Source organism: Candidatus Ancaeobacter aquaticus, from assembly GCA_030765405.1.
In the GTDB taxonomy this organism is placed as follows: Bacteria; Auribacterota; Ancaeobacteria; order Ancaeobacterales; family Ancaeobacteraceae; genus Ancaeobacter; species Ancaeobacter aquaticus.
Genome location: JAVCCP010000019.1, coordinates 1 through 24,695 on the forward strand (window position 1 = coordinate 1; position 24,695 = coordinate 24,695).

At 38.7% G+C, this 24,695-nt stretch carries 21 protein-coding genes and 3 tRNA genes; 2 read left to right on the forward strand and 22 right to left on the reverse strand.

Annotated features, from left to right (window positions below):
- Positions 1-173 precede the first annotated feature (173 nt).
- The gene (locus tag P9M13_02050) at positions 174-383 is read left to right on the forward strand and encodes a hypothetical protein (protein MDP8262072.1); all 210 of its coding nucleotides are present in this window, start codon (positions 174-176) and stop codon (positions 381-383) included.
- Between the two features lie 24 nt (positions 384-407).
- On the opposite strand, the gene P9M13_02055 is transcribed toward P9M13_02050, so the two are convergent.
- The 22 genes from P9M13_02055 to P9M13_02160 all read right to left on the reverse strand — a co-directional run bounded on the left by P9M13_02055 (position 408) and on the right by P9M13_02160 (position 23,346).
- Positions 408-5,651, reverse strand: a complete 5,244-nt coding sequence (locus P9M13_02055; GenBank protein ID MDP8262073.1) for a hypothetical protein — start codon at positions 5,649-5,651, stop codon at positions 408-410.
- A gap of 218 nt (positions 5,652-5,869) precedes the next feature.
- A complete protein-coding gene (gene preA / locus P9M13_02060) occupies positions 5,870-7,048 on the reverse strand; it encodes an NAD-dependent dihydropyrimidine dehydrogenase subunit PreA (GenBank protein ID MDP8262074.1) in 1,179 nt (392 codons plus the stop codon).
- A 300-nt stretch (positions 7,049-7,348) separates the two neighbouring features.
- Positions 7,349-8,113, reverse strand: coding sequence for a DUF1571 domain-containing protein (locus P9M13_02065; protein ID MDP8262075.1), 765 nt, complete (start codon positions 8,111-8,113; stop codon positions 7,349-7,351).
- A 304-nt stretch (positions 8,114-8,417) separates the two neighbouring features.
- Positions 8,418-11,708: an autotransporter-associated beta strand repeat-containing protein gene (locus P9M13_02070; GenBank protein MDP8262076.1), complete on the reverse strand. Its 3,291-nt coding sequence runs from the start codon at positions 11,706-11,708 to the stop codon at positions 8,418-8,420.
- A gap of 590 nt (positions 11,709-12,298) precedes the next feature.
- Positions 12,299-12,375 (reverse strand) — tRNA-His (locus P9M13_02075).
- Between the two features lie 21 nt (positions 12,376-12,396).
- Positions 12,397-12,558 (reverse strand): rubredoxin, encoded by a 162-nt coding sequence (locus tag P9M13_02080; protein ID MDP8262077.1) that lies wholly within the window; start codon positions 12,556-12,558, stop codon positions 12,397-12,399.
- 12 nt (positions 12,559-12,570) lie between these two features.
- A complete protein-coding gene (locus tag P9M13_02085) occupies positions 12,571-12,759 on the reverse strand; it encodes a ferredoxin (protein ID MDP8262078.1) in 189 nt (62 codons plus the stop codon).
- A gap of 34 nt (positions 12,760-12,793) precedes the next feature.
- A complete protein-coding gene (locus tag P9M13_02090) occupies positions 12,794-13,288 on the reverse strand; it encodes an NYN domain-containing protein (protein ID MDP8262079.1) in 495 nt (164 codons plus the stop codon).
- Between the two features lie 17 nt (positions 13,289-13,305).
- Complete coding sequence (locus tag P9M13_02095; protein MDP8262080.1) at positions 13,306-13,596, reverse strand: HU family DNA-binding protein; 291 nt, start codon at positions 13,594-13,596, stop codon at positions 13,306-13,308.
- Positions 13,597-13,930: 334 nt separating this feature from the next.
- Positions 13,931-14,004, reverse strand: a tRNA-Arg gene (locus P9M13_02100).
- Between the two features lie 73 nt (positions 14,005-14,077).
- A tRNA-Pro gene (locus P9M13_02105) sits at positions 14,078-14,152 on the reverse strand.
- Positions 14,153-14,293: 141 nt separating this feature from the next.
- Positions 14,294-14,821: a cob(I)yrinic acid a,c-diamide adenosyltransferase gene (cobO, locus tag P9M13_02110; protein MDP8262081.1), complete on the reverse strand. Its 528-nt coding sequence runs from the start codon at positions 14,819-14,821 to the stop codon at positions 14,294-14,296.
- On the reverse strand, positions 14,814-15,548 hold the full coding sequence (locus P9M13_02115; GenBank protein MDP8262082.1) for a hypothetical protein: 735 nt from the start codon (positions 15,546-15,548) through the stop codon (positions 14,814-14,816). Before P9M13_02115 ends, cobO begins: the two co-directional genes overlap by 8 nt.
- The gene (locus P9M13_02120; protein ID MDP8262083.1) at positions 15,538-16,611 is read right to left on the reverse strand and encodes an SO_0444 family Cu/Zn efflux transporter; all 1,074 of its coding nucleotides are present in this window, start codon (positions 16,609-16,611) and stop codon (positions 15,538-15,540) included. The genes P9M13_02115 and P9M13_02120 overlap by 11 nt, the downstream gene beginning before the upstream one ends.
- Positions 16,612-16,670: 59 nt before the next feature.
- Positions 16,671-17,429, reverse strand: a complete 759-nt coding sequence (gene cobS, locus P9M13_02125) for an adenosylcobinamide-GDP ribazoletransferase (GenBank protein MDP8262084.1) — start codon at positions 17,427-17,429, stop codon at positions 16,671-16,673.
- Positions 17,430-17,442: 13 nt separating this feature from the next.
- Complete coding sequence (gene cobT / locus P9M13_02130; protein ID MDP8262085.1) at positions 17,443-18,501, reverse strand: nicotinate-nucleotide--dimethylbenzimidazole phosphoribosyltransferase; 1,059 nt, start codon at positions 18,499-18,501, stop codon at positions 17,443-17,445.
- A gap of 75 nt (positions 18,502-18,576) precedes the next feature.
- Positions 18,577-19,098 (reverse strand): bifunctional adenosylcobinamide kinase/adenosylcobinamide-phosphate guanylyltransferase, encoded by a 522-nt coding sequence (gene cobU / locus P9M13_02135; GenBank protein MDP8262086.1) that lies wholly within the window; start codon positions 19,096-19,098, stop codon positions 18,577-18,579.
- A 2-nt stretch (positions 19,099-19,100) separates the two neighbouring features.
- Positions 19,101-19,694 carry an alpha-ribazole phosphatase gene (gene cobC / locus P9M13_02140; protein MDP8262087.1) on the reverse strand — a complete coding sequence of 198 codons (594 nt, stop codon included), beginning with the start codon at positions 19,692-19,694 and terminating at the stop codon, positions 19,101-19,103.
- 36 nt (positions 19,695-19,730) lie between these two features.
- Entirely contained in the window at positions 19,731-20,306 is a 576-nt protein-coding gene (locus P9M13_02145) for a Maf family protein (GenBank protein ID MDP8262088.1), read from the reverse strand.
- Positions 20,307-20,431: 125 nt separating this feature from the next.
- A complete protein-coding gene (locus P9M13_02150; protein MDP8262089.1) occupies positions 20,432-21,607 on the reverse strand; it encodes a phosphoglycerate dehydrogenase in 1,176 nt (391 codons plus the stop codon).
- Positions 21,608-21,616: 9 nt separating this feature from the next.
- Positions 21,617-22,699 carry a 3-phosphoserine/phosphohydroxythreonine transaminase gene (gene serC / locus P9M13_02155; protein ID MDP8262090.1) on the reverse strand — a complete coding sequence of 361 codons (1,083 nt, stop codon included), beginning with the start codon at positions 22,697-22,699 and terminating at the stop codon, positions 21,617-21,619.
- A 20-nt stretch (positions 22,700-22,719) separates the two neighbouring features.
- Positions 22,720-23,346, reverse strand: a complete 627-nt coding sequence (locus tag P9M13_02160; GenBank protein MDP8262091.1) for a redox-sensing transcriptional repressor Rex — start codon at positions 23,344-23,346, stop codon at positions 22,720-22,722.
- Between the two features lie 238 nt (positions 23,347-23,584).
- Here P9M13_02160 and dusB point away from each other — a divergent pair, with 238 nt between their 5' ends.
- Positions 23,585-24,568 carry a tRNA dihydrouridine synthase DusB gene (gene dusB, locus P9M13_02165; GenBank protein ID MDP8262092.1) on the forward strand — a complete coding sequence of 328 codons (984 nt, stop codon included), beginning with the start codon at positions 23,585-23,587 and terminating at the stop codon, positions 24,566-24,568.
- Positions 24,569-24,695 lie beyond the last annotated feature (127 nt).

Genomic DNA, 24,695 nt, shown 5'->3' on the forward strand with positions numbered 1-24,695 from the left:
AATAATTACCCACGCAAGATACTAAATTTTCAATCTGCTCAACAGGGGTTTGAAAGAGAACTTCAGGAGATCGCAGCTTAAATGAAAAATGACCACTATTTACGGCATTTAACTTTACAATCCACCGTGATCTTGGACAACAAATTGACAATGGCAGTAACGGCAGACATGCTATGGCCCTTGTACAAGGAAAGGTTGACGAGGCTTCAGAAGGAGGTCATCACGACTTACCGCTCAGAACGCTGTATAACACCGTTGTCGACATTGATAAAAAAACAATAGAGGTAAAATTCTATGAACGGGACGGAAAAAGAAATCTGAAGACAGGCTATCCGGAGCTGATATTTTCAAAACCGTTTGAGTTTCAGTTAGAGAATAAGTAGTTCTTTTTTTATTTGATGGCACTATTAAGAGGATTCCCCGACAGCTTTTGTCTGTCGCGTATCGATCTGTGGTATGCGCACTGATGGTTCAGAAGTAAGGAGAAGCGTAAGCATATTTCCTTTTCTTTCAAGTTTGAAACCGTTTATTTCCACGATAAAATCTTTCTTTCTTCCCACTTTCTTTAGAGTAGTATTTGTTATCTTTGCCATTTTATACATATCATCAATCGAATGCACTCGTAAGAATCTAAATAACAGGCCACTCTCATACCTTGTTTTAGGAAGATCGACATAGAAGTTTAACCCTTGTTTGGTTGCCCAACTTTTTATTGGATCAATCCAAACAGCTGTTTTAGCAAATCCGGGTTCAGTGTATCGTTTTACAAGCATTCTCAAAGAAGAAGTGATTTTTCCATCTTGATCAAATAAATACGGTGGTCTGTCAAAATATCTATCCATACCATTTTTTACATACTGCAAAACATCCTCATCGAGTGAAGATTTGACTTTTTGCATAATAGCATCAGTCAATTGAAAATAGAGTCCCTTGGATTGCGGAGGAAGCTGTGCAAACTGTTTCTCCTTATCGGGATCTTTAGGGAAAGAACCAATTTCCTCTTCCTCAATCACTTTCTGGGATCCATATTTCAGTACCACACGCAGTCCCAAACGCAGAATTTGCGATTCAAAATATTTCTCTATTTGTTTTAATCTTCGATACATATCTTTGGGTGCTTTTTTCTCGAGCTTTGCGAAATCAGCCGCATAATCAGCAGGTTTTTTAGAACCAACAAGATTTGAAAGGTCAGCCGCTAACTGCCCTTTCGTCGCTCTATCATACAACTCTCTAAGATAGGATCCTGAACGGGAAATAGGGCGGGCATAATCTTTTGATTGCCATGTGCCTTTGCCGATTCTTATCGTTTTACGTCCGGCTCCAACCTCCAGATCATCAAAAAGCTCACCGAGTATTTCAATAATACGCCGTTTATCCTCTCCAATATTGATTGTCATTCCGACCTCATCATCTTTATTTTTAGGGGTCATTAATTTACTCGATGTGGTAAATAAAACACGCATAGGCATTTCTTTATACTTATCTATATCAGCAGGCGTGAGCCTATCAACGCCCCGGGATGGTATTTTAGGACTCCCAGGATCGACAAGACCAAGACGTACCCGTGCGTTATAAATGAGTTCCAATAGTTTCACAGACTCTTCATATGTTATATGCCCGCTCATCCACTGATGTTCATGTCTCACCCGAATAGGTCTATATTTTCCTAACAAGGCCATCTTCTCCCTCGTAATCAACTGACCAGAAATCCTTCCTTGCCTACCATGAATTCGTGGCCTTCCTTCGATCAACACTTCTGCATACCTCATATCAAATATCTTATCCAGAAGCTGTGTCGCCTTCTGCTGATTTGATGCAAAATGCCCAATACCGATAATGAGCACTTTTCCTTGATCTGTTTTTGCAAGCTCCCACAAAGCAGTTTCAATAGCCTGAAGACTATCCTCTTCTTTATCCCTCATTTTCTTTCTTCTTTCATACTTACGAAAATCCTTCTTATCGATACTTCCAAAATAATCAATGAGTGATTTTTTAGTCTGAATATCAGGGACTGCGGCAATGTATTGCAGCATTATTTCGCGCCAGTCATCAGGGGGAAGGTCTTGCACATCAAATATTTTTTCAAACAATACGTTGATTTGTTCTGATGACCACCGCGCCATATCACAATGGTTAACGGCATACAATAACTGCCGCACCATATCGTCTCTATCAAGCCCAATCCATTTCTTTTTTTTCTTTGTTGCCACCAGGCACTTATCAAGTAATGTTTCTATCCATTGTATTTCATACTCAGGCTTGTCCCATGAATGTGCTGACCACGCCTCTAATATTTCCTGTGCGGTAAATTTACTTAAACCGGTCTTTGTTGCTTTATGAATATTCTCAATCCGCACATCAAACTTCTCCATTTTTCCGTCTTTATTCCTCAAAAGAGTTCTGGCTATACTCTTATTCAATGCGGGCGTATCCCTTTGAAATATTTTTATTAACCCAGTAATACATCGGGGATCTTCTCTCCCTAACGAGATCAATAATTTCATGATCTTTTCTCTGTTTTTTTCATTAGAGGGAACAGCTCCCTGTTTAAGCATTCTATGCAACACTTTTTTACGTATATGATCAGATATTCCTGATCCTGACTGGCGGTGAATATTCAATTGCCTGTTTATTTTTGTGAGTAATTTTTTTGTATCGTCTATACTCCAATCACTCTTACCTGCCATTTTATCTATATACTTTTGAATGTCTTCCAAAAACAAAAACGGTATATGACGTACCTGATAATGACTCCACGCAGTGGTTTTATGTGCCAGCCTTTGCTTAATATCCGTTATTATCTGATGGGTTAAATCTTTCGGCATATCATTTTCAGTTCCTATTTGCTTAACAGTATCACAGAGTGCTTTGATGGTATCTTTTGCAACTTGCTTACGCGATTGATCTTTTGTTTCCACTGAAAGCGAATCAATCCGATTGAGTCGTTCCGAAAGAGTAAGTAATATTTTTCTTTTATCATCTTTTCCCAAAAACTTTACCGCATACGCCAAATACTTCATCATATCTTTTTTTAATACTTCAGGGATCTTTTTCTTCTTTTTGCGCATCCACTCCCCTCTGCGTTCCTCAGTATAGGACTCTATGCTGTCAAGCAAACGGTTCATTACCCATTTACCCGCTTCAGGATTACCGACATATTCCCTTTTATAATCGCGTAGATCACTAAAATAATCTCTGATAACTTGTGAAATACGGTTACTAAAACTGTTTACGACATCATCCTTTTGAAAAATATCCCAGTTGCCATTCTGAAGCTCATCTAATAGCCACATAAATTCATTCTCAGATAATCCCGGATTTTTCGCCCAATCTTCCAGGTATTCACCTGCTTCAATTGCGTTGCGTCCTGATGAATATAGTTGGCGAAGACGTTTACGCATAACATTTTTTAAGTGTATTTCCTTACTTTTTTTTGACTTCCATGCAAGATAAAATTGTTTCATGCTATTAACAAAATATATTTTTGCTCCGCGAGATTCTTTCCGTATTGATGCGCTGTTTATGTAATAAATATCTCCCATTTTTCTTAATACCGATTTACCTTCTTTATTTTTCTCGTACGCTCTTGTTAAGTTTTTTATCCCATCTTTACCGGCAAATACAATTATGGGTATATCACGATCAAGTGTCTTAGATGCCTCTAATGCTTCTGCCACAGAACCGACCAAAGTCGTGTTTAGATGCGATATCATTGACCAGGACCTGTTCATACGGTCTGTAACCTGATGTATTTTATTGTCTTGAAAGCGCACAGGAACAGGTGAGACAGTAAGAGGCGCTGAGAAATTCGTACCATCAATTGCAATCACATCAGAAACAGCAATATCTTCTACCGTCTCAATACTTGCTGAATACGGAAAGGAATCTCCTATTTCACTCACGAGTGAAAAACTTGATATAATCTTACCGTCTTTATCAAGTTTCTTTAGCACATAAATGCTTGACCCGACTTCGTTTGGAAGATGGTACGCGCGATAAGCTGTTATCCCTATCCTATTATAATCACTATCAGTAAGTACCATCGAGTGGATATCACTTTCAAATATCTTTAGATCAACCTGTATCCCGTCTTTTTTCCAGGTTTCCACCTTTTTTTGAAAGTCCAATGTTTGTGCGGTTTGACGGTCAGCATATATCGTTACTGGCTTCATAAAATGTTTATTACGAATCCTATAATGAGGATTAACTGTTTCAATGAAAGGATCAGCCCCTTCACCCTTATAGCCGCCCATATCAAAAACTGTCACCACTCGTTTAGTTGGCCTTAGCAAATAACTAGTAACTTCATGGGTAAATTTATTTCCAAGCTCCAGTTTTAGCTTTTCAGTTAACGGAGGCACAGGGCGAGCCACAAGATTTTTTTGCATTTTACCTCTAACATAATTTGACACATAACTGGAATGATCACCATGAGGATGAGTAATAATCAGTTCAATTCGGTCAACACCGTTATATATACGGTAATCCTTTAAAATGTCTTCTAACCATCTATTTAAAATCTTTCCGGGATCAATTACCAATGCTGCCTTTGTCGAAGCTTCATCAGCTTTATCAATATCCTTCCACGCTTTTAAGGCTTCTCCTTTAGTAATTTCTCGAGTCAATAAGGTAACCCGCTCTGGTTCACGAAGAACTCTCCAGAATTCATAAGAAATATAGATTGTATGCGGCTCATCTGGATAAATCCAGCTTGCCCTATAAGACGATATATTCATTAAGTCTTCATGATGAACAAATGTAAGTTTTTTCTTGCTAAGATCTACTCTCGTATTAATTCCTAACTGTGAAAAGATCTTATACTCTTTAATTGTTTTAAGTGCTTTCTCAAGCGCAACCTTGGACTCAGCATCAATCTTATCTTTAAGAGACATTGGCCGCTCGACAGGGGTAATAAGCGCGGGCTTTGTTTCATGAATAATTTCGTAGTCTTTATCTAGTGATATTTTTTGCAATTCTTTTAGAGGGATTATTGAACGGCTTGGCGCAATGAGGGGTGATTCACTCAAATCACTCGCATATTCACTAACCGGCACTCCTGAAGAATAAAGCCACTTCATAACAAATGGGGTAAGATTTTCTTCTCGAGCAAAATCACGCACAAATTCAACAGGACTAGGCCAAACTGTAGTAATGAGAGGTTGAGCTCTGACTTCTATAACAGTAGGAATACCCGTTTCAGGGTCACTAAACCACCCAGAAATTCTTCCATCTTCACGAACATATATACTATCAGGGATAATTGCATGTGCGTCTATTCCATCCCTAACTTCGGCAACTATTTCATCTTTTTCTTTTCGTTTAAGTTTTTTTCCCGCTAAAGATTTTAGATATCTGTTTAAATGCTTTTTTCTAAACCGCTCTTGCCTCTCCTCCAATACAGAAAATGATAAAGATCCATACTTAGGATTATCTTGCTTGCTCCAGGCATACCATAAGTCTAACATCAAAGCAATTTGATAGCTCTCAAGGAGAACTTCATCACTTTTTGAGGGGGGCGCTAAAGTAACGGTTTCTATGTTTTTCCGTGTGAGCAGCTGTGATGCTTGGGAAGTGTATATATTTTTAAAAAGAAATGATAAGCACACTAGAGAAATTACAAGTAAGAAATACACACCTTTTCTTAATAACATAAAGGAACCTCGTTGTCATATATAAAGCATACATTATAAACTGCTTATATTGTACATTATATAATTACCGATGTCAAGGGAGTGAGACAGTAAAAATCAAAGGCAAAATACTGTGAGTTTTGCCAGGGAAAAATGTCATAGTGAGGGCGATTCTAAAATCAGCCTTAGGCAAGCAACTCTTGTAAATCGCCCCTAAGAAACGTGTACCGCTTTTAAGGTTACCTCAACGTTATAGCTCCCGAAGGGCATACTTGATAGCACAGAGAACAACCGCAGCATGTATCTCGATCAACTGCATACGCATTATTGTGAGAACTGATCGCGCCAGATGCACCGTCGCGACACGATACATGGCATTTTCCACAGGAAGTACATTTTTCAGGGTCTATGGAGGCTTTTACCGAATAACTCTGATCAAGCTCAGAAAACTGCTTTATTGACCTTCTCCCTAACCCCAAAAAATCTGATACAGACGAAAAATTGTGCCAGGACATGAATTCGGCAAGTTCATCTTTCATCTTTGAAACAATATCATAGCCTTCAAGCATTACCGCAGTGCAGACTTGTAGAACCGGTGCCCCTGCCAATAAAAACTCAGCCCCGTCATATCCAGAGGAGATTCCGCCACAGCCCATTACAGGTATTTTGACATCTCCAGTGAGATCGCTCACACATCTTAATGCAATAGGCCTAATCCCCTGCCCGGAATATCCGCCTGGGGTAGTCCAGCCATTCACATCTGGTCTGGGAGCAAGAGTCTTTAGATCAAAACCCATAATGGAAGGGATAGTATTAATTGCGCTGATCCCGTCAGCACCTTTTTCTGAAACCGCCAGACCAATATGTAAAATATCTGTAACAGCCGCAGTCAGTTTTGGTATAACCGGAACATGTATTCTCTTATCACTTTTTAGCCATCCGGTAATTAATCCAGAATATTCAGGGTTCTGCCCTATGGCGGACCCTTTACCTTTTTCCGGATACCCATGAGGACAGGAAAAATTAAGTTCTATCATATCCGCGCCTGCATCCTGACATCCCAAGGCAAGTTCAATCCACTGCTCTTGTTCCTTCGCATCCCCCATAATACTGCCAATAACGATCTTGTCGGAAAAGTCTTTTTTCAGGGAAGCTATATCTCTGTACCACTCTTCCGGAGACATTTCACTCAAAAGCTCGATATTTTCAAAACCAATAACCGTCTTCCCGCATTTGATCGATGCAAAACGGTTCTGTAGATTTTTTACCGGTTCTCTGATAAGCGTCTTAACAACTGCTCCGGCCCATCCGGCCTCAAATCCTCTCTTTATCATATCGGCATTGGCTGTCGGCGGACCGGAAGCAAGCACAAAGGGGCTATCAAACTTTTTACCTAGACAATTAATAGAAATATCCATATTTCTAACCTCTTACAACAAAACTGTTTTATCCTTTAATGGTTTTACCAAGGGTTATTTTACTTAACCACCGAGGCTTTTTCAAGTGCTAAAGCGCCTGAAATTATTCACATTTATATTGTATGATAACACCAACATCAAGACAAAGCGGATAATCAAGCCCTATTTTGTAGGCGAGAACACATATTCAGGAAAAAAGTTCCTTGGGGTGAACGCCTTCTGCCTTGAAAGAAATGATAAACGCGTATTCAAGGTGGACAGAATCCTTGAAATAAGGACGGTCTAACAGATTAATCAAGATTACAGATAACTGAAGCCATATTCGTCATTGTCGACGCTGAACTCTTCTTCGCTTAATTGAGGATTAAGTACGAGATCCAGAAACAGGCAATACTCGGAAAGTTTCCCCTTTTTATTATATGCATAGACCTCAAGAGGAAGATAGGTCTTCGTATCAATATAAAAAATCACCCTTGGGAACATGTAATCTTCTTTCGGCAAAAAACGTTCGAGATGAAACACCTCCCTACCGTTTCGCGTGACAATCCCTTTATAACGCAGATCAAGAACATTGTTCCTTTTGGCGTCTAATGTGACATCAATGATATCCTCAATCAGATTACCGATCCCAAAGTCCTTCAGAGTGTGCCGCGAATCTTTTCTTTTAAAAGTGCTTGGAAGCTTCAAGCATCTTATAAGGAATCCAAAAAGCCCTTCAGGTCTAACAAAAATGCAATCGTTATTCTGATCCGCTATATACAGAACTTCGCGGTCCTTGCAGGGTGCGTCGAACCATTTCAGATAAACGCTGAACGGTTTTTTAAATTTAACGTAGATCTGTTCCGGAGGTTTCTTTTTGTTTAACGCAGGCTCTCCTTTCACCATTACCGCAGTATAATTTTCTATATTTTCATATCGGTCCCTCATAGAAAGGATAATCTTGAGAGGATCATGACCTTCATCGGCTAAAATACAGATTGATCCAAATCCTGAAATAATAATAGTTCCAGTCAAAACGCATAATACAACAGCCCCACGCACGCATCTCAAATAACGAATAAACATATCCAACCCCCACTACCTAGAAAATATTGCAAATTCCTGTATATTAACAAATACGATATAGTATGGTGAAATGGCTTTATCACAATCTACGGTGTATGTGCCTATGAATATTGCTGGAGCACCCGTTTTCCAAATAATACTATAATTAATTTTATTTATTTGGAAGTGATGAAATAGCAATTGTCAATATTCTAACACCGCCATATTCTTTAGTAAACAAAAAAGGCCTCGACGTGAGTCGCGTAGGCGACATGCCGCACGCGATATCTCTACCAAGGCCTTTATATATCTTTTTATCTTTTGCTTACAGCTTACGTCTTTGTTTTCTCATCCACCCAACAATCAATCCCAAAAGCCCTATACCGAAAAGGGCGTATGTTGACGGTTCGGGAATTGCATTGAAATTCATAGATAAATCATTCACATTCTGGCTTATTGAAAAATTACCAACGCCAAGGGAGTTTGTGAATAAGGTACTGTCAACATCAAATTTATCAGCAGAAAACCCTGTAATGCCCCCAGAAGCGGTTGCAATAACCCATGAATAATCTTGAGAATTATCAAAGTTATCGGCAGCTGTCCCCATCGTCGAAAGATCAAGATTGAATTTACTTTCGGAGGTTGCGGTTATATTAAGTCCTCCTGTAATATTAAGCCAATCATATCCAGGATCATCCCCTTCTGTGCCTGTAGCATCATTAATCTCCCAGAGATACGTGCCCCCGCTTTGCCATATAGTAGGGCCGGCATTCAGCGTTCCAGGACTCAATCCCGGCGAGAAAGTACCGCCGTCTGCCACAGTAAGATTAAAAACAGTTCCCGAACCAATGAGTTTACCGCCATCGTTGATTGTAGTAGCACTATTTGCAATGCTACCGGTCACAGAGAGTGTACTCGCATTAATCGATGTTGTACCACTATATGTATTCGTCCCCGAAAATGTAACTGTACCGTTATCACTCTTTATCAGAGCACCAGAACCGCTTATCTCATCCGAATATGTCCCATCATTTATAAAACATAATGTTGCATCATTTGTAATATCTCCCTGTAAACTTGTTGGCGTCCCTGTTAACGTTCCACCGCTTACCGTTGTACCACCGCTATATATGTTTTCTCCTGCAAATGTAAGTGTATTATCACCACTTTTTATCACTGCTCCACTACCGCTTATAACAGCCGAATATAGCTCAGCCGTTGTATCCCTCTCAAAACATAAAGTTGCATTATTTGTTATATTCTGATTCTGTAAAGTTGCGACAGTTCCCTTCAATGTTCCTGCACTTATCGTTGTCCCTCCATAATATGTGTTTTCACCCGAAAGTGTAACTGTGCCTTCTCCACTCTTTATCAGAGCGCCAGAAGCGCTTATCACATCTGAATATGTCCCCGTAGTACTTTGATTAAAACATACCGTCGCACTATTTGTTATATTTCCCTGTAAACTTGTTGTTGTTCCCGTCAATATTCCATTGCTTATTGTTGTGCCACCACCATATGTATTTGCACCTGAAAGCGTAACATTACCTTCTCCCGCTTTTTCCACTTCACCCGTGCTGCTTATTACACCTGAATATGTACCATCCGTACCCTGATCAAACCACAAATTTGCATTATTTGTAATATCTCCCTGTAAACTTGTAGTTGTTCCACGTAATGTTCCTGCACTCACCGTCGTTCCACCACTATATGTATTTGCACCTGAAAGGTAAACATGACTCTCTTCAGTAGTTTTTTCCAACGCCCCTTCCCCAGCAAGTATTGCACTTATCGAACCACTTTGAACCTCATATGAAGTACCTGTCAAAACGCCGTCCGTTCCTGTAATTTCGCCGCTTGTCAATGTTACAACTGCTACTATGTCAGAATAGCCGGCAATATCAAGTGTCCCACCTGAAATTGTCACCGCCCCGCTGTTGGCTAAAACATTATCTACACCAAGCGTTAACGCCCCTACGCTTACTTCCGTTCCACCAGTATACGTATTTGCCCCCGAAAGCGTAACCTGATGATCAGTAGTTTTGGTCAACTTCCCTTCGCCTCCAAGTTTTGCGCTTACTGTTCCGTATTGAACTTCATACGAAGTGCCTGTTAAAACACCTGCTGTTCCCTTAATTTCACTGTGCCAACCACCTTCAAACGTTACAGCACCTACTATGTCACTGTATTCATCAATATCCAATACGACACTACTACCTGAAACTAAAACCGGACTACTATTAGCTAAAACATTATGAGCCCCAAATACCAATGTACCATTACTTACTGTCGTTCCACCTGTATATGTATTTTCACCGGTCAGTGTCAATGTTCCGTTGGCATTCTTGACAAAACTCCCATCTGTCCCGCTCATTACACCGCTAAATTCTAAACTTTCCCAACTAGAAATTGTTGTTAAAGTGCCACTGCCCAATGTCACATTGCCTGCACCTGATACAGAATATATTGTGTCTGAATGATCATTCAAATCTAAAACAGCGCCTGCCTCAACAACAACATCTGTAGAGGTTGAAAGCACATTATTAGCACCGCATTGTAGGGTGCCCTCATTTATTTTAGTATCCCCTGTGTATGTACTCGCTTCAGAAAAAGTAAGTGTGTTATCACCTTCCTTTTCAACTATACCAGTTCCGCTAATTATATGCGTATATTCTTCAGCCGTTGTATCCCTCTCAAAACATAGGGTCGCATTATTAGTTATATTTCGATTTTGTAAAGTAGCAACCATTCCCACTAATGTTCCAGTGGTTATTGTTGTTCCTCCGCTATACTCATTTGCACCTGAAAGTGTAACCGTACCACCACTTGTCTTTTCCAATGCACCTTCTCCTGCGAGTATCGCGCTTATCGTTCCGTCCTCAACAACATATGAATTACCGGTCAATTTACCCGATGTCCCAATAATAGAACCGCTCGTTAATGTTACATCTCCTACCGTATCACTATAACTACTGATATCAAGTATACCGCCAGAAACATTTATTGCACCGTCATCATCCAAAGCACCACCCGCACCATACGCCAATGACCCTGCGCTTATTGTCGTACCACCAGCATAAGTACATGCCCCTGAAATTGTAAGCGTACCGTTACCAGATTTAATTAAATCTCCACCATGGCCATAATCTATAATCGCAGACATGTTAGTAGCACCTGACCCAGTAACCGTTAACGTCTGATCATAGATAGCAACATGACCACTAAACGTTAGTAATGTCCCATTATTCGTAAAACTCTGGTGATGTTGAAGACCTATATTAGCGCTAAAGGCATTTGATAGGCCGGCATTATTGGTTATACCAGAATTTAATAGCAGAGAATGCATAGTTGATATGTCAAAACCTGTTGAATTAAAAGTAATAATGCCATAACTAATTATACCTCCCCAATTATTATAGGGTGTTAAACGTGTAGATCCATCAAAAGTCAGGCCATCGTCACCCCAAGGAGCAGCATCACCCTCCCAGTTTTCAGGTGTTGAAAAATCATTGTCGTCACCACCACCATCCCACGTGCGAACAGTATAGGCAGAAGCATTGAGGGATACCCCAAAGACAATAACGAAAATTCCAAATAAAATCTTAATCGGTTTCACCAGAAAATCTCCAATTACTCATTAGTAACTTATTATTCGAGTAAGGGGTAAAACCCCGCATTGAGAACTACCTGTAGCAGAAGTTTTGCTTTAATTCTTCTCGACTTTGCTCGAAGAATAAACTATTTTCATTTTTATTAGTGTCCATCAAAGTAGGACATATTCGTTTCATATAATATTTAAGTTTTTAACTTCTTGCCAATAGGCATAAGCAAAAACATACAACTCCCCCTTTTCCCCACAAAGGAGAGGGGGTTGAAATATAAAAAGATTTTGCAAGCGATTACGTTTGCCATACAGGCTAATTTTCTAATATCTTTTATAATTCGTCAATAAAAAATTGTTTGAATGTTAGTAGTCCGCTTTTTGTAGTACTTGATTTGTCCGCTTTCTGTTTTTGTTAGTCGAAGTGTCCCCTTTAGGTGAATGAGAGATGATAACAGAAAAATTTAGGGGGGGGACGAGACATAACACAGGAAATCAAGGGGGGAGGGAGTGAGATTCTTTTCCAACAAAACAAGCTATCTCCGATATCTCAGAAACAGCTTGTTTGTTTTGCACATGTTATTGGTATTAATTTATCTAAAAGCTGGGGTGGATAAGGGGATTTGAACCCCCGGCCCCTTGAACCACAATCAAGCGCTCTAACCAGCTGAGCTATATCCACCGTATGTCGTATATAATAATATTATTCAGTTTTATCAAATTGGCTTTTTGGTGCACCGCAAAGTGGACAAAGCCAATCTTCAGGTAATTGATCAAAAGATGTATTGGGAGCTATATTAGCGTTTGAATCACCTTCTGCTGGATCATATACGTAACCGCATACTGAACATATATATTTATCCATACTTCATCTCCTCTATTTTATTTTTATCGCGTTCACCGGACAGCTTGATGCAGCTTCATTGGCCTTATTTTGCTGTTGCTTTGCGATCTTATCAACTTTTGATATTGCTTTACCATCGTCATCTAACGCAAATACAACCGGACATATTTCTACACAGAGACCACAACAAATGCATATGTTTTTATCAATTATTGTTTTCATTTGAGTCTCCTTTCTTCAGTAACAACTATCCTATCTATTTGCCACTGAATTTCTTTAAGTAATACTCAATCTCAGCATTAGTTGCAAACTTAGGTTTATCACTGCTGTCTTGATCATCCACTTTTTTTCGCATCTCGGACGGCATCCTGCTTTTGTCCATGAGTTTTTTTAATTCATGTGGATCAATTACTTTTGCACCTAATCTCTTACAATACCTGCCAATATCTGTTTTATCTGTTGTTACGACTATTACTCTTTTTTTATTTTCTGCTCTCTCAACAATATCATTTATAATATCGTCAGCATCTATTTTAGGGGCACCATACATTACAACGATGCCATGAAAATGACTTTTCTCATTGCCTAAAGTTTCTTGAGAACGATTATCGAATACTACTGTTATTTCAACGTTTTTCTTTCGGCGATATTCTACCAAAGCAAAAAGTAACTTCTCTCTACTTTGTCGGAGATGATTACCGCCTGTCTGAAATATATAATTATGACCATCTACAATAATATGGTTAGACAATTCTCAATAACTCTATGTTATGAAGATACAATCCTGTTTTTCCATTCTCTACCGACTTTGAAATGAACAATCTTTCTTTCAGGAATCGTTACCACTTCTTGCGGTTTGTTCGGATTACGGCCAAGACGTGACTTTCTAACTTTCACGCTAAAAACACCAAAATCTCTTAATTCAATTCTGTTGCTTTGCGCAAGATTCGATTTTAGCTTTTCGAGAAAAGCATCAATTATCTTCTTTGTTTCGATCTGAGTAAAGTCCATCTCTGCTGCAATCTGATCTGCTAACTGCTTCTTTGTTATTGTAGCCATAAACACCTCCGTACTTTGGCATATTTGTGTATCATACTATCATAAATAATCTTACAGATAAAGGATAATTTTATTTATCTGGTAATAAAGTAAAAATCAAGCCCCGCACCTGGATCCCCCCTCCGAGGATAACTCGACTAAAATAATCCACTACGCTATGCTTGTGTCTTTTGAGTCTCGTTTAGGAACGAACCCCATCCGGTGGTTCTCACCCTTCCAGTCACTTTGCACCTGGAGGGATAAAGTTTTCTTTCAGAAAACTATCCTTAAATATCGGGTAAACCATCTGGTCGGAACGAACCCCATCCGGCGGTTCTCACCCTTCCAGTCACTTTGCGCCTGGAGGGATTCGAACCCCCGGCCCACGGATTAGAAATCCGTTGCTCTATCCAACTGAGCTACAGGCGCATAACAGCTTTAAGCTATAACAAAAACAATAAACTAACTTATTTCTTACAGCTTACAGCTTATAGCTAGTATATCGGGGTGAGTGGATTCGAACCACCGACCCCCTGCTCCCAAGGCAGGTGCGCTATCCAAACTGCGCTACACCCCGTAAAATCATATATATCAAAGACCATCGAGTAAATATTTTATAAGCCCTATTGAGGCAGTGCGTTATATAATAACAAAAAAAATAATTGTGTCAATTGCTTTTAGAGATTTTTTATAGAAAGTTACTGCGGGATAATTTGCATTAAAATTCAATCCCTTTTTGTGCTTTTGTCCCTTTTTTGAATGCATGTTTTACTTCTTTCATCTCGGTAACAATATCAGCTTGATCAATGATCTTTTTCTTAGCATCACGTCCGGTAAGCACTATGTGCATCTTCTTAGGTTTTTCCTTGATAAGGAGTAATACTTTTTCAATATTAATTAATCCATATGAAATTGCATAATTTATTTCATCCAATATAATAAGATTGTATTTCCCTAAACGTGTATTTAATTTTACAAACTCGAATGCTTTAGCAACTTTTCTTTTTTCACGTTCAACTGCTTTGCTACTGTTCTTATCAAAAAAACCTCCTCCCATAGGGACAATGGTAAGCTGAGGAATAAGCTTCTGAGCAATTTTTAGTTCCCCGGTATTCTTTGATGATTTAATAAATTGAACAACAAGCACTTGCATTCCCTGTCCTATAGCACGTAATGCAAGGCCAAGTGCCGCTGTAGTTTTCCCCTTACCATTTCCCGTATGCACAACAACTAAACCATTACTCATAGTGCCCCATATTTTTTCTTCGCGCTTCAGCTCGTTCAAATATATTCTTAAAGTTACCTTCTTTTTTATCTCGTAACTCTTTGAGAGAATCAATGTATTCTTTTATAATCCAAAAATATTTCTTGTGTGCTGTTTTAGCTAATGTTTTAAGCACACTTATTTTTTCTTCTAAAACGAAGTCAATACCTTGAATATCAATCCACTCCAGATAAACAGTAAAGTCTGCGTATCCATCAGCTTTTTTTAATTCATTTACGGGAAGTTTCTTGTATATCCTTTGGGTTCTTTTAATTACTCTTTGATTCTTTGCGCCCTTTATATTTGTATTATATGTCTTTGACCCGGCATACTGCGTTAGATACGGCACTTTCAGTAAACCTAATAATCTTTTCTCCGTTTCTAATTCTGATAATTGAATGTGCGGTTTGTTGCCATGTGCAATCTCCGGTATCTTCAAAGGCGAAGTAAGATCCGTCTTTTTTATCCAGCCATAAAACTCACTTTTTTCACTCCACAACCGCACCCTAATAGAATCCTCTGTATCCTCAAGAACACAGTATTGCGCCCCATAATAGAGATATCCAATCGGCGTATTACCTTGATATATCGGAACTTTTTTCACACTAACAGTATGAAGCGGATATTGAGTTTTTTCAGGATAGCATTGTGATGAATGAAAACCAATCAGGCATATTACACATACCATGAGAACAGGTTTAATGTTCATGCGCGTCTTCCTTCTTAACATAGCCTCTTCCTATTCCAATAACAATTAATGCACATAAAATAATCGAACACACAACCCGAAAACTATGAGGAATGCATTCAGCATGTTTCCCTAGTTGTGTGACAACATGCATATCAAAATATGAATATATAAAATTAAGCGCTAACCCCATTAATAGGCTTGTCACGGCAATTGACAAAAGATATATCACCGCACTTTTCTTTCCGATATATTTCCATACAACGGTAAGTGTTGCCAGATTTGTTGCCGGTCCTGATAAAAGAAACACTAAAGCGGCTCCCGGACTGACACCGACAACAATTAAACTTGCGGCAATCGGTGTTGTTGCAGATGCACAGATATAAAGCGGTATTCCCGCTATAAGCATAATTATCATCTCAAGAAATCCCTGCCCAATAAAACGTGTGAAAAACCCTTCCGGGATAATCGCTGTTATCATTCCCGCAGCTATAATGCCAATAAACAGCCATTTACCAATATCACCTAAAAACTCTATATATCCATACTCAAAAATCCTCCATATTTTTCTGAGCGGTGAGTGACTATGGCCTGGCTTTTCGTTTTCATTACAGATACGACATACATCTTCGGTCACTTTTATTTCTTCCTCTTTTTCTTTTCTACTGAAAAAATTTTCCGCTATGCCACAGGTCATCGCTGTAACAAATGCTGCAACAGGCCTAAAAATGGTAAAAAGCGGATCGAGAAGAGAGTACGTAATAGCGATGGAATCAACACCTGTTTCCGGCGTTGACACCAAGAATGATAATGTTGCACCCTTTGATGCACCATGTTTTCGAAGTGAAAGGGCGGCAGGGATTACTCCACATGAGCACAATGGCAGCGGAATTCCCCACAAAGCAGCTTTAGTAACAGAACTGGTGGTTTTCTTCCCTATTGATTTGCCGATCTTATTAGTAGGCACATACACATGTATAATGCCCGCAAAAAAAAGGCCTAAGAGCAAAAACGGCGACATACTATTAAATATTTCCGCCGTATCCATAACAACTTTATGTAAAAACGTTACTATTTCTTCCATACGCTTTGTCCTTAAGCACAACTATAGTACAAAACCTCATTTTTGTTCAATACAAATACTTAGGAGAGTATATGTGCGGCAAATAAAAAGAGTACCATAAGTTCTGTAATTTCAGATATAAAACCTATTACATCACCGGTAATACCGCCAATTTTTCTGTATGATACAACAAGAAACAACGTCACCGTCAAGAGGACAAAAAAGAGACATACAAATAATTGTAATTGTAGAAAAATAACGCCTGCGACAAGCATCCATAGCGATGCAATTATAAGATCTGCAAGGGTAAGTGATTCAACAAATGATTTCCCTGTCCCTTTTTCGCTACGCGCATAATTTAATGCATATGATGATAACACCATAGCCCACCTACCCATTAGAGGCATCATAATAAGCGCATAGTTTTTAGAATAACTGCACAGAGCATTCAATAGCTCATATTTAGCTATAAGAAGTAGTACTATACCTATAACACCAAATGCACCAACCCTACTGTCTTTCATTATGGAAAGAATCTTCTCTCTTGATCGTGAACTCATAAAACCATCTATCGTATCTGAAAACCCATCAAGATGTAGCGCTCCGGTTAAAAGTACGAGTATTCCTATAAGAAAAAGATTCACAAGCCGTACTGGCAAAAACAGCGTAAGAACGTAATTACAGACAACTAACACAGCACCAATAAAAATGCCGACAAGAGGAAAATAACGCATTGATCGGGCAAGATCATCATCTTTTAAGGAAGCGCCCGGGAGAGATATTCTGGTAAGAAACTGTAAGGCACCTACCATATACTTAAGAGTTTTCAATGGTTTCATTCTCCATTTTTCATTAGTGATCGCGACCACTTACTCCTGCATCACCAAATGTGGCCATATCATTTAATATTTTTGTCGCAGCATCTACAATACCCATTGAAAGTGCTGCTCCTGTCCCTTCTCCAAGCCGCATATCAAAATCAAGAATAGGTTCAAGACCCATATCTTTTATTATTTTTGACTGCCCGATCTCCACCGACTTGTGTGCAGCAAATATATAATCTTTGACCATAGGACATAATTTAAAGGCAATATAGGCGCCAGCGGCAGAAATCAGACCGTCAACCATAACTGGTATCTTGAGTGACGCCGCGCCAAGCACTACTCCCGCAATGCCTCCTATTTCAAAACCACCAACTTTTGCAAGTACATCTAAGGGATCATCTCTATCAGGACTGTTTACAGATATTCCTTTTTCAATAACTCGTATTTTATTTTTCAGTGCATCATCATCTATACCTGTCCCCCTACCTGTTACCTGCTCAACCGGACAATTCAAAAACACTGCTGCAATCGCACTTGATGGTGTCGTATTTCCTATACCCATATCTCCAGTCCCAACAATATCTAAACCATTTTGTTTTAACTCGTATACAACTTCAATCCCTCTTTCGATTGATTGCACCGCTTCATCTTTACTCATTGCCGGGCCTTCAGTAAAATTCTTTGTCCCATAGGCAACCTTTTTGTTGATTATCGCCAGCGATGTATCAAAGTCGGTATTAACACCCATGTCTACAACCTTAACATCAGCACCAACATGACGAGCAAGTACATTGATTGCCGCTCCGCCACTAACAAAGTTATATACCATTTGGGGAGTTACTTCCTGAGGAAATGCGCTTACACCTTCAACGACAACACCATGGTCACCGGCCATAGTAACAATCACCTTGTTTTCTAATCGTGGCTGCTCATTTTCAGTAATAGCAACAATTTTTTTAGCAATATCCTCAAGCAGCCCTAAACTTCCCTGAGGTTTTGTTAATGAATCTAATCGTTTTTGAGCGCTATCCAAAAACGACTGTTTAACTGGTGCTATTGATGCAATTGTTTTTGTAATTAATTCCATGATAGTTCATCTCCTTTTATATCATTGCTATATGGGATACAAACAGATTGCTTCGCTAACGCTCGCAATGACAGGTTATTTAATCTTTTGGGGAATACCCGCTATCATAAAATAGACCGCTTGTGCTTCACTGGCAAGAATTTGATTTACACGGCCAAGAATATCCCTAAACTCTCTTCCCATTTTATAAGGGGGAACCAAACCCAGCCCTACCTCATTTGAAACAATAATAACGGTATGTTTTTTAATCGATTTTATAGATTTGGTGATTTTTTTTATTTCCTTTTCAGGATAAACCTTACTTTTCTTAGGTGCAAGCATACAGTTAGAAACCCAACCACCGATACAGTCAATGATCGAGGCATCGTATTTTGAAAGGTGTTTGATTGCCGTACTATTAAGATCTATTTTTTCTTCAAAAGTATCCCAGCTAGAAGGTCTTTCATCTTTATGTTTCTTTATACGCTGACGCATTTCAGCGTCACATGCGACACCCGTCGCAATATAAGCCACTTTCCTGTGCTTTTTCGCTTGCTGTAAAGCGAAAGTACTTTTACCACTCCGAGCACCGCCAAGGACAAAAATAATCTTAGCCATTTTTAGACCACCATATTCATTTGTTTTACCATGCTAAATCCATCAACTTTTTCAATAATCGAAAGTGACGCTGTATCAATGCTCATATGCCAAAAATCCTGCATTGAAACATTCAGCACATTACATAATACCACACGTATCGGTCCGCCATGAGATACGACAAGAATATTTCCGTTCTTATGCCGTTTTGTTATACGTTCCATTTCTTGCGTAATTCTTTTCTGCATACTTTTGGTTGATTCGCCCCCCGGCATAGTGAAATTTGGAAGATCTCTAAACCATTTATCAAACAAAAATCCATCATTAGACTGCATCTCTTCAAATGTCATTCCTTCCCATCTTCCAAAATCAATTTCTCGTAACCCACGAGTTGTTTTTAATGTTGTTTTTTTATTTTTCAGTATTATTTTTGCGGTATGAACACACCGTTTCAGGTTGCTTGAATAAGCTGCAGAAAAATCAATTTTATCAAGTTTCTTAGCAAGTCTCTTTACCTGTGCAACACCTTTTTTATCGAGATTAACGTCCGTAATACCATGATACTTCTTAATAACCGTACCAACCGTTTCACCATGTCTAACTAAATATAATCTCATTTTATTCTCCTTAAAAAAAAGGGACAATCCCCTTTTTTAGTAGATGTGAATACCGACTTTTTTAAGCAAGATTGATAGCTTTGAAAGAGGTAATCCTATTACATTAAAGTAGTCGCCATCAACCTCTTCTACCAATGCACCGCCAAGCCCTTGTATTGCATAAGCACCGGCTTTATCTAAAGGCTCCTTGGTCGCCACATAGGCTTTTATTTCTTTTTCACTTAATGTTTTAATTTTCACGCGGGTTTCTTCTGTAGCTATGTAGTGTTTTTCCGCCTGCATATCAATCACCGCTATACCTGAAACGACCGTATGAAATCTGCCGCTTAAGGCTTTTAAATGCGCTATTGCTTCTTTTCCATCTCGGGGTTTACCTATAATTTTCTTTCCCAAACACACAAAAGTATCTGCGGAAATAATTATTGCATTTTTATATTTTCGAGCAACCGCCATTCCCTTTTCTAAAGCAAGATACTGGGCTAATTCTTTGCGAGGTTTACGGATGGTCATATCCTCAACATAATCACTATGGACAATTTCAAAAGGTATACCCAGCTGCTTGAGCAGTTTCTTTCTACGTGGAGATGATGAGGCCAAAATAATCTTTTTCATGCATATTGTTTTATCTCTAAATATTTATAAAGTCAATGAATATAAAAACACCTTCTCACATAAAAAAAGGCACTGGGTGTATAGAAACACCCGTGCCATTTTTTTATGCTCATTTTTCGCAAATATTATTCAGATGATTTTAACAAACGTACCTTGATGATATCCTTTACGGCAGCGATATTTGCTATTACTTCTTCAGGAACATCTCCATCAATATCTACAATAGTATAAGCAACATCATCTTTACTCTTATTAAGCATTTCAGAGATATTCAGTTTTGCATCAGCTAAAATAGTTGATATATGCCCAACAACACCAGATACATTGTTATTTGCTATACATATACGTGACACGGCAACTGTTCCTAAAGAACATGCAGGAAAATTTACTGAATTAATGATATTCCCATTTTCAATAAAATCCTTTATTTGTTTTACAACCATCATTGCACAATTTTCTTCAGACTCGTCAGTTGAAGCGCCAAGATGCGGAATACATATGGTATTATCCATCTTTAGGAGCTCTTCATCAGCAAAATCTGTTACATAACTTGATACAACGCCATCAGCCATTGCTTTGGATAAATCGGCATTATTAACGAGCCCACCGCGTGCAAAATTCAAGATCTTAACACCTTTTTTCATTAAGCCGAATCGTTCCGCGTTAAGTATCCCTTTTGTCTTATCGTTTAAAGGAACATGCAAAGAAATATAATCGCTCGATGCGATCAAATCATCTAATCCCTTTGCTTTCTTTACCTCTCGTGATAGATTCCATGCTGCTTCAACAGATATATAAGGATCAAAACCTTCCACTTCCATACCAAGAGCCAACGCATCGTTTGCAACCATTACACCGATTGCACCAAGGCCGATAAGTCCGAGTTTCTTCCCTTTGATTTCGCTTCCTGCATAGTGTTTTTTATTTTTTTCAACGATTGCAGACACTTCAGCGCCTTTTCCAACAAGCGTTTTCGCAAAATTAATACCATCAACGATCTTGCGCGAAGAGAGAAGCAGCCCAGCTACAACGATTTCTTTTACTGCGTTTGCATTTGCCCCGGGAGTATTAAATGCAACAATCCCCTTTTCCGTGCATTTTGGCAGGGGAATATTGTTCACTCCAGCACCAGCACGACCTACAGCTAGCAAACTTTCAGGTAAATCCATATCAAGCATATTCTGACTTCTCACAAGTATAGCGTTAGGATTTACTACCTCAGTACCGATTTCATACTTATCTAAAGGAAACTTCTCTAGCCCCTTTGTGGATATCTTATTTAACATTTGTATCTTATTCATTTTCCCCTCCTAGCTATTTGATTGTTCAAACTTTTCTATAAATTCTACCAGTTTTTTAACCCCTTCTACGGGCATTGCATTATAAATACTTGCACGCATACCACCGACAGATCTGTGACCCTTTAATGTAACCAATCCAATTTGCACGGCTTCTGCTATAAATTTTTTATCCAAATCTTCGTTTGGTAGCACAAAAGGCACATTCATGATTGATCGTGAATCAGGTGCAACCGGTACATTGAATAACTTTGATTTATCGATCGCATCATAAAGCATTGCGGCTTTATCTTCGTTTATTTTTTGAACAGCTGCAATCCCGCCAAGACTCTCAATCCATTCAAAAACAAGCTTGCAGATATAGATTGAGTAGCATGGCGGCGTATTGTACATAGAATCATTTTCAACATGTGTTTTATACTCAAGCAATGTCGGTGTTCCATCTAACACTGTGCCAACAAGATCATTTCTGACAATAACTATTGTAACGCCAGATGGCCCCGCATTCTTTTGTGCTCCTGCAAAAATGATCCCGAATTTGCTAACATCAATCTCTTCAGACAAAAAATTCGATGACATATCAGCTACGAGCGGAACATCACCGGTATCAGGAATTTCCATATATTTTGTTCCATAGATCGTATTATTCGTAGCGATATAAAAATAATCAGCATCTTTTGTAAAAGTCGCTGGATCAAGCTTCGGAATAAAGGAAAAGTTTTTATCTTCCGAAGATGCAACAACATTCACTTCACCATATTTCTTTGCTTCTTTAATCGCTTTTTTTGTCCAGCTACCGGTATTTACATAATCTGCTTTCTTTGATTTTTTTAAAAGATTCATTGGCACCATTGCAAACTGCAAAGATGCACCACCTTGTAAAAAAAGAATCGAATAATTATCAGGAATATTCATTATCTTTTTCAGTGTGGCTTTCGCATCTTCCATAATTGAGCTAAAATCTTTTCCACGATGGCTAAGTTCCATAACAGACATACCGCTTCCATTATAATCAAGCATTTCTGCTTGTGCCTTTTTTAAAACTTCTTCCGGCAACATCGCTGGACCTGCACTAAAATTATAAATTGTTCTCATAGCACCCTCCTTGTGTTTTGTTATTGTATATTCAACTCTTTAAATGCAACTATTTCTCTGAGCATATTTGTCAAATCAACATTCTTAACAACAATGTGCTGGGGAACTGAAAGAAACACAGGCGCAAAATTCAAAACCCCATTTACCCCAGCGGTTACCAATCTATCCGTAACGTTTTGTGCTGAATCAGCAGGAACCGCAACTAATGCAATCTCGATCTTTTCTCGAACAATAACATCCTCAAGTTGATAGACGGGATACACATTAATATCTGATTTAATAAGTTCGAGCCTGTTAATACTGTCTTCAAAACCTGCAACAATGTTAAAACCCTGTGGTTCAAAATTAGAGTATGCCAAAAGAGCCGAACCAATTCTGCCTAATCCGACAACACATGCATTTCTTTTTTTATCAAATTGGAAATAACTACCTATAAGTTCTTTTAACTTCACTACATTGTATGATCGTGTGGATTCGCCATCCCGACCAATAAAGCTGAGATCTTTTCTAATAGTAAAGCCAGGAACTCCCAATAACTGTCCCAATTCACTTGACTGCACTTTTTCTACACCTTTCTTATCCAGGTCTTCAAGAAAACTGTATAGCCTGCAGTAACGCTCAACTGTTGGTTTTGGTATCTTTTTCATCAAAACACCCTCTTATTGTGATTTATTTCACACTACCAATATATAATGTGCATATTTACGTGTCAAGTATTTATTCTAAAATATTTTAATCACCATATATCCGCTATACCGTGTATTTTTTCACGATAACAAGCTTGACAGTATCTCGTTATTTACCTCAACACCGAACAGCGCAAACCGAAAACCGAACAATAAATCTTGATTTATTGTTTTATAACCCTTATGATGTTAGCCACTTATGACAGAAATAAATATTGGTTCACTCACATTAAAAAATAATCTTGTTATGGCCCCTCTTGCTGGTTATACCGATTGGCCATTTAGACAAATTCTATCTAAATTTAAGTGTTCACTTGCCTACACTGAAATGGTAAGCGCAAAAGCACTCTCCATGAACCATCAAAAAACAAAAGAACTCCTCTTCTTTGAAAAGACCACACCATCACTTATGCATGGTTGTCAGCTTTTTGGCAGTGATGTTGAGTCAATGACAAAAGCTTCACAGATCGTTCAGAAAATGGGATACAACGCGATTGATATTAATATTGGATGTCCCTGTCCAAAGATTATTAAAAGCGGTGCCGGCTCAATACTTCTCACCAACCCAATGAAACTGTCTCAGCTATTAAAAGCTATGCGTAAAGTTATTACTATTGCCTTTACCGCAAAGATAAGAATTGGTTGGGATCAAAACTCAATGAATGCTGTTGAAATAGCACATATAATTGAACAAGAGGGTGTTGATGCGCTTTTTGTTCATGGACGAACACGCTCCGCAGGCTTTTCAGGAAAACCAAATCTCGATAAAATTAAAGAAGTAAAAGAACGGGTTAACATTCCCTTGTTTGGCAATGGAGATATAAAAGATGTCTCAAGCGCAGAAGAGATGCTCTCCCAAACGGGATGCGATGGTCTTATGATAGGACGATACGGTTTTGAAGACCCAAGCGTATTTAATAGAATCGATGCTGCATTAAACAATGAATTGATTCCGGAAAAACCATCCCGCAAAGAACTTCTTCTTCTTTTAAGGCACTTATGTGAAAAACTATTTATTTATTATGGCGATAAAAGAGGCGTCTTTCGTTCGAAAAACGCACTGCTTTTCTGCCTACGAAATTTTCATGGGGCAAGCACTATGAGAAGACAGATATCACAATTTAACACACAAGATGATTTTAATACATTCTTCGAAGATCAATTAGGTAGACAATGCAATTAAGGTCGAGTAGATATAATATGGCCGTCACACTTAGACATGCTTTGTGTTCCCTGTTACTCTCCCCTTTCGGTTTGGAGAGTGTCACATTATTCTGTCTTATGCTTCGACTTCAACACCCCTCACAGAA

Bases quoted from the DNA above. Each gene is read 5' to 3' on its own strand.
- P9M13_02050 (MDP8262072.1), top strand. From the start codon at position 174: ATGGCCCTTGTACAAGGAAAGGTTGACGAGGCTTCAGAAGGAGGTCAT.
- P9M13_02055 (MDP8262073.1), bottom strand. From the start codon at position 5,651: ATGTTATTAAGAAAAGGTGTGTATTTCTTACTTGTAATTTCTCTAGTG.
- preA (MDP8262074.1), bottom strand. From the start codon at position 7,048: ATGGATATTTCTATTAATTGTCTAGGTAAAAAGTTTGATAGCCCCTTT.
- P9M13_02065 (MDP8262075.1), bottom strand. From the start codon at position 8,113: ATGTTTATTCGTTATTTGAGATGCGTGCGTGGGGCTGTTGTATTATGC.
- P9M13_02080 (MDP8262077.1), bottom strand. From the start codon at position 12,558: ATGGATAAATATATATGTTCAGTATGCGGTTACGTATATGATCCAGCA.
- P9M13_02085 (MDP8262078.1), bottom strand. From the start codon at position 12,759: ATGAAAACAATAATTGATAAAAACATATGCATTTGTTGTGGTCTCTGT.
- P9M13_02095 (MDP8262080.1), bottom strand. From the start codon at position 13,596: ATGGCTACAATAACAAAGAAGCAGTTAGCAGATCAGATTGCAGCAGAG.
- cobO (MDP8262081.1), bottom strand. From the start codon at position 14,821: ATGAGTAATGGTTTAGTTGTTGTGCATACGGGAAATGGTAAGGGGAAA.
- P9M13_02115 (MDP8262082.1), bottom strand. From the start codon at position 15,548: ATGAACATTAAACCTGTTCTCATGGTATGTGTAATATGCCTGATTGGT.
- P9M13_02120 (MDP8262083.1), bottom strand. From the start codon at position 16,611: ATGGAAGAAATAGTAACGTTTTTACATAAAGTTGTTATGGATACGGCG.
- cobS (MDP8262084.1), bottom strand. From the start codon at position 17,429: ATGAAACCATTGAAAACTCTTAAGTATATGGTAGGTGCCTTACAGTTT.
- cobT (MDP8262085.1), bottom strand. From the start codon at position 18,501: ATGGAATTAATTACAAAAACAATTGCATCAATAGCACCAGTTAAACAG.
- cobU (MDP8262086.1), bottom strand. From the start codon at position 19,098: ATGGCTAAGATTATTTTTGTCCTTGGCGGTGCTCGGAGTGGTAAAAGT.
- cobC (MDP8262087.1), bottom strand. From the start codon at position 19,694: ATGAGATTATATTTAGTTAGACATGGTGAAACGGTTGGTACGGTTATT.
- P9M13_02145 (MDP8262088.1), bottom strand. From the start codon at position 20,306: ATGAAAAAGATTATTTTGGCCTCATCATCTCCACGTAGAAAGAAACTG.
- P9M13_02150 (MDP8262089.1), bottom strand. From the start codon at position 21,607: ATGAATAAGATACAAATGTTAAATAAGATATCCACAAAGGGGCTAGAG.
- serC (MDP8262090.1), bottom strand. From the start codon at position 22,699: ATGAGAACAATTTATAATTTTAGTGCAGGTCCAGCGATGTTGCCGGAA.
- P9M13_02160 (MDP8262091.1), bottom strand. From the start codon at position 23,346: ATGAAAAAGATACCAAAACCAACAGTTGAGCGTTACTGCAGGCTATAC.
- dusB (MDP8262092.1), top strand. From the start codon at position 23,585: ATGACAGAAATAAATATTGGTTCACTCACATTAAAAAATAATCTTGTT.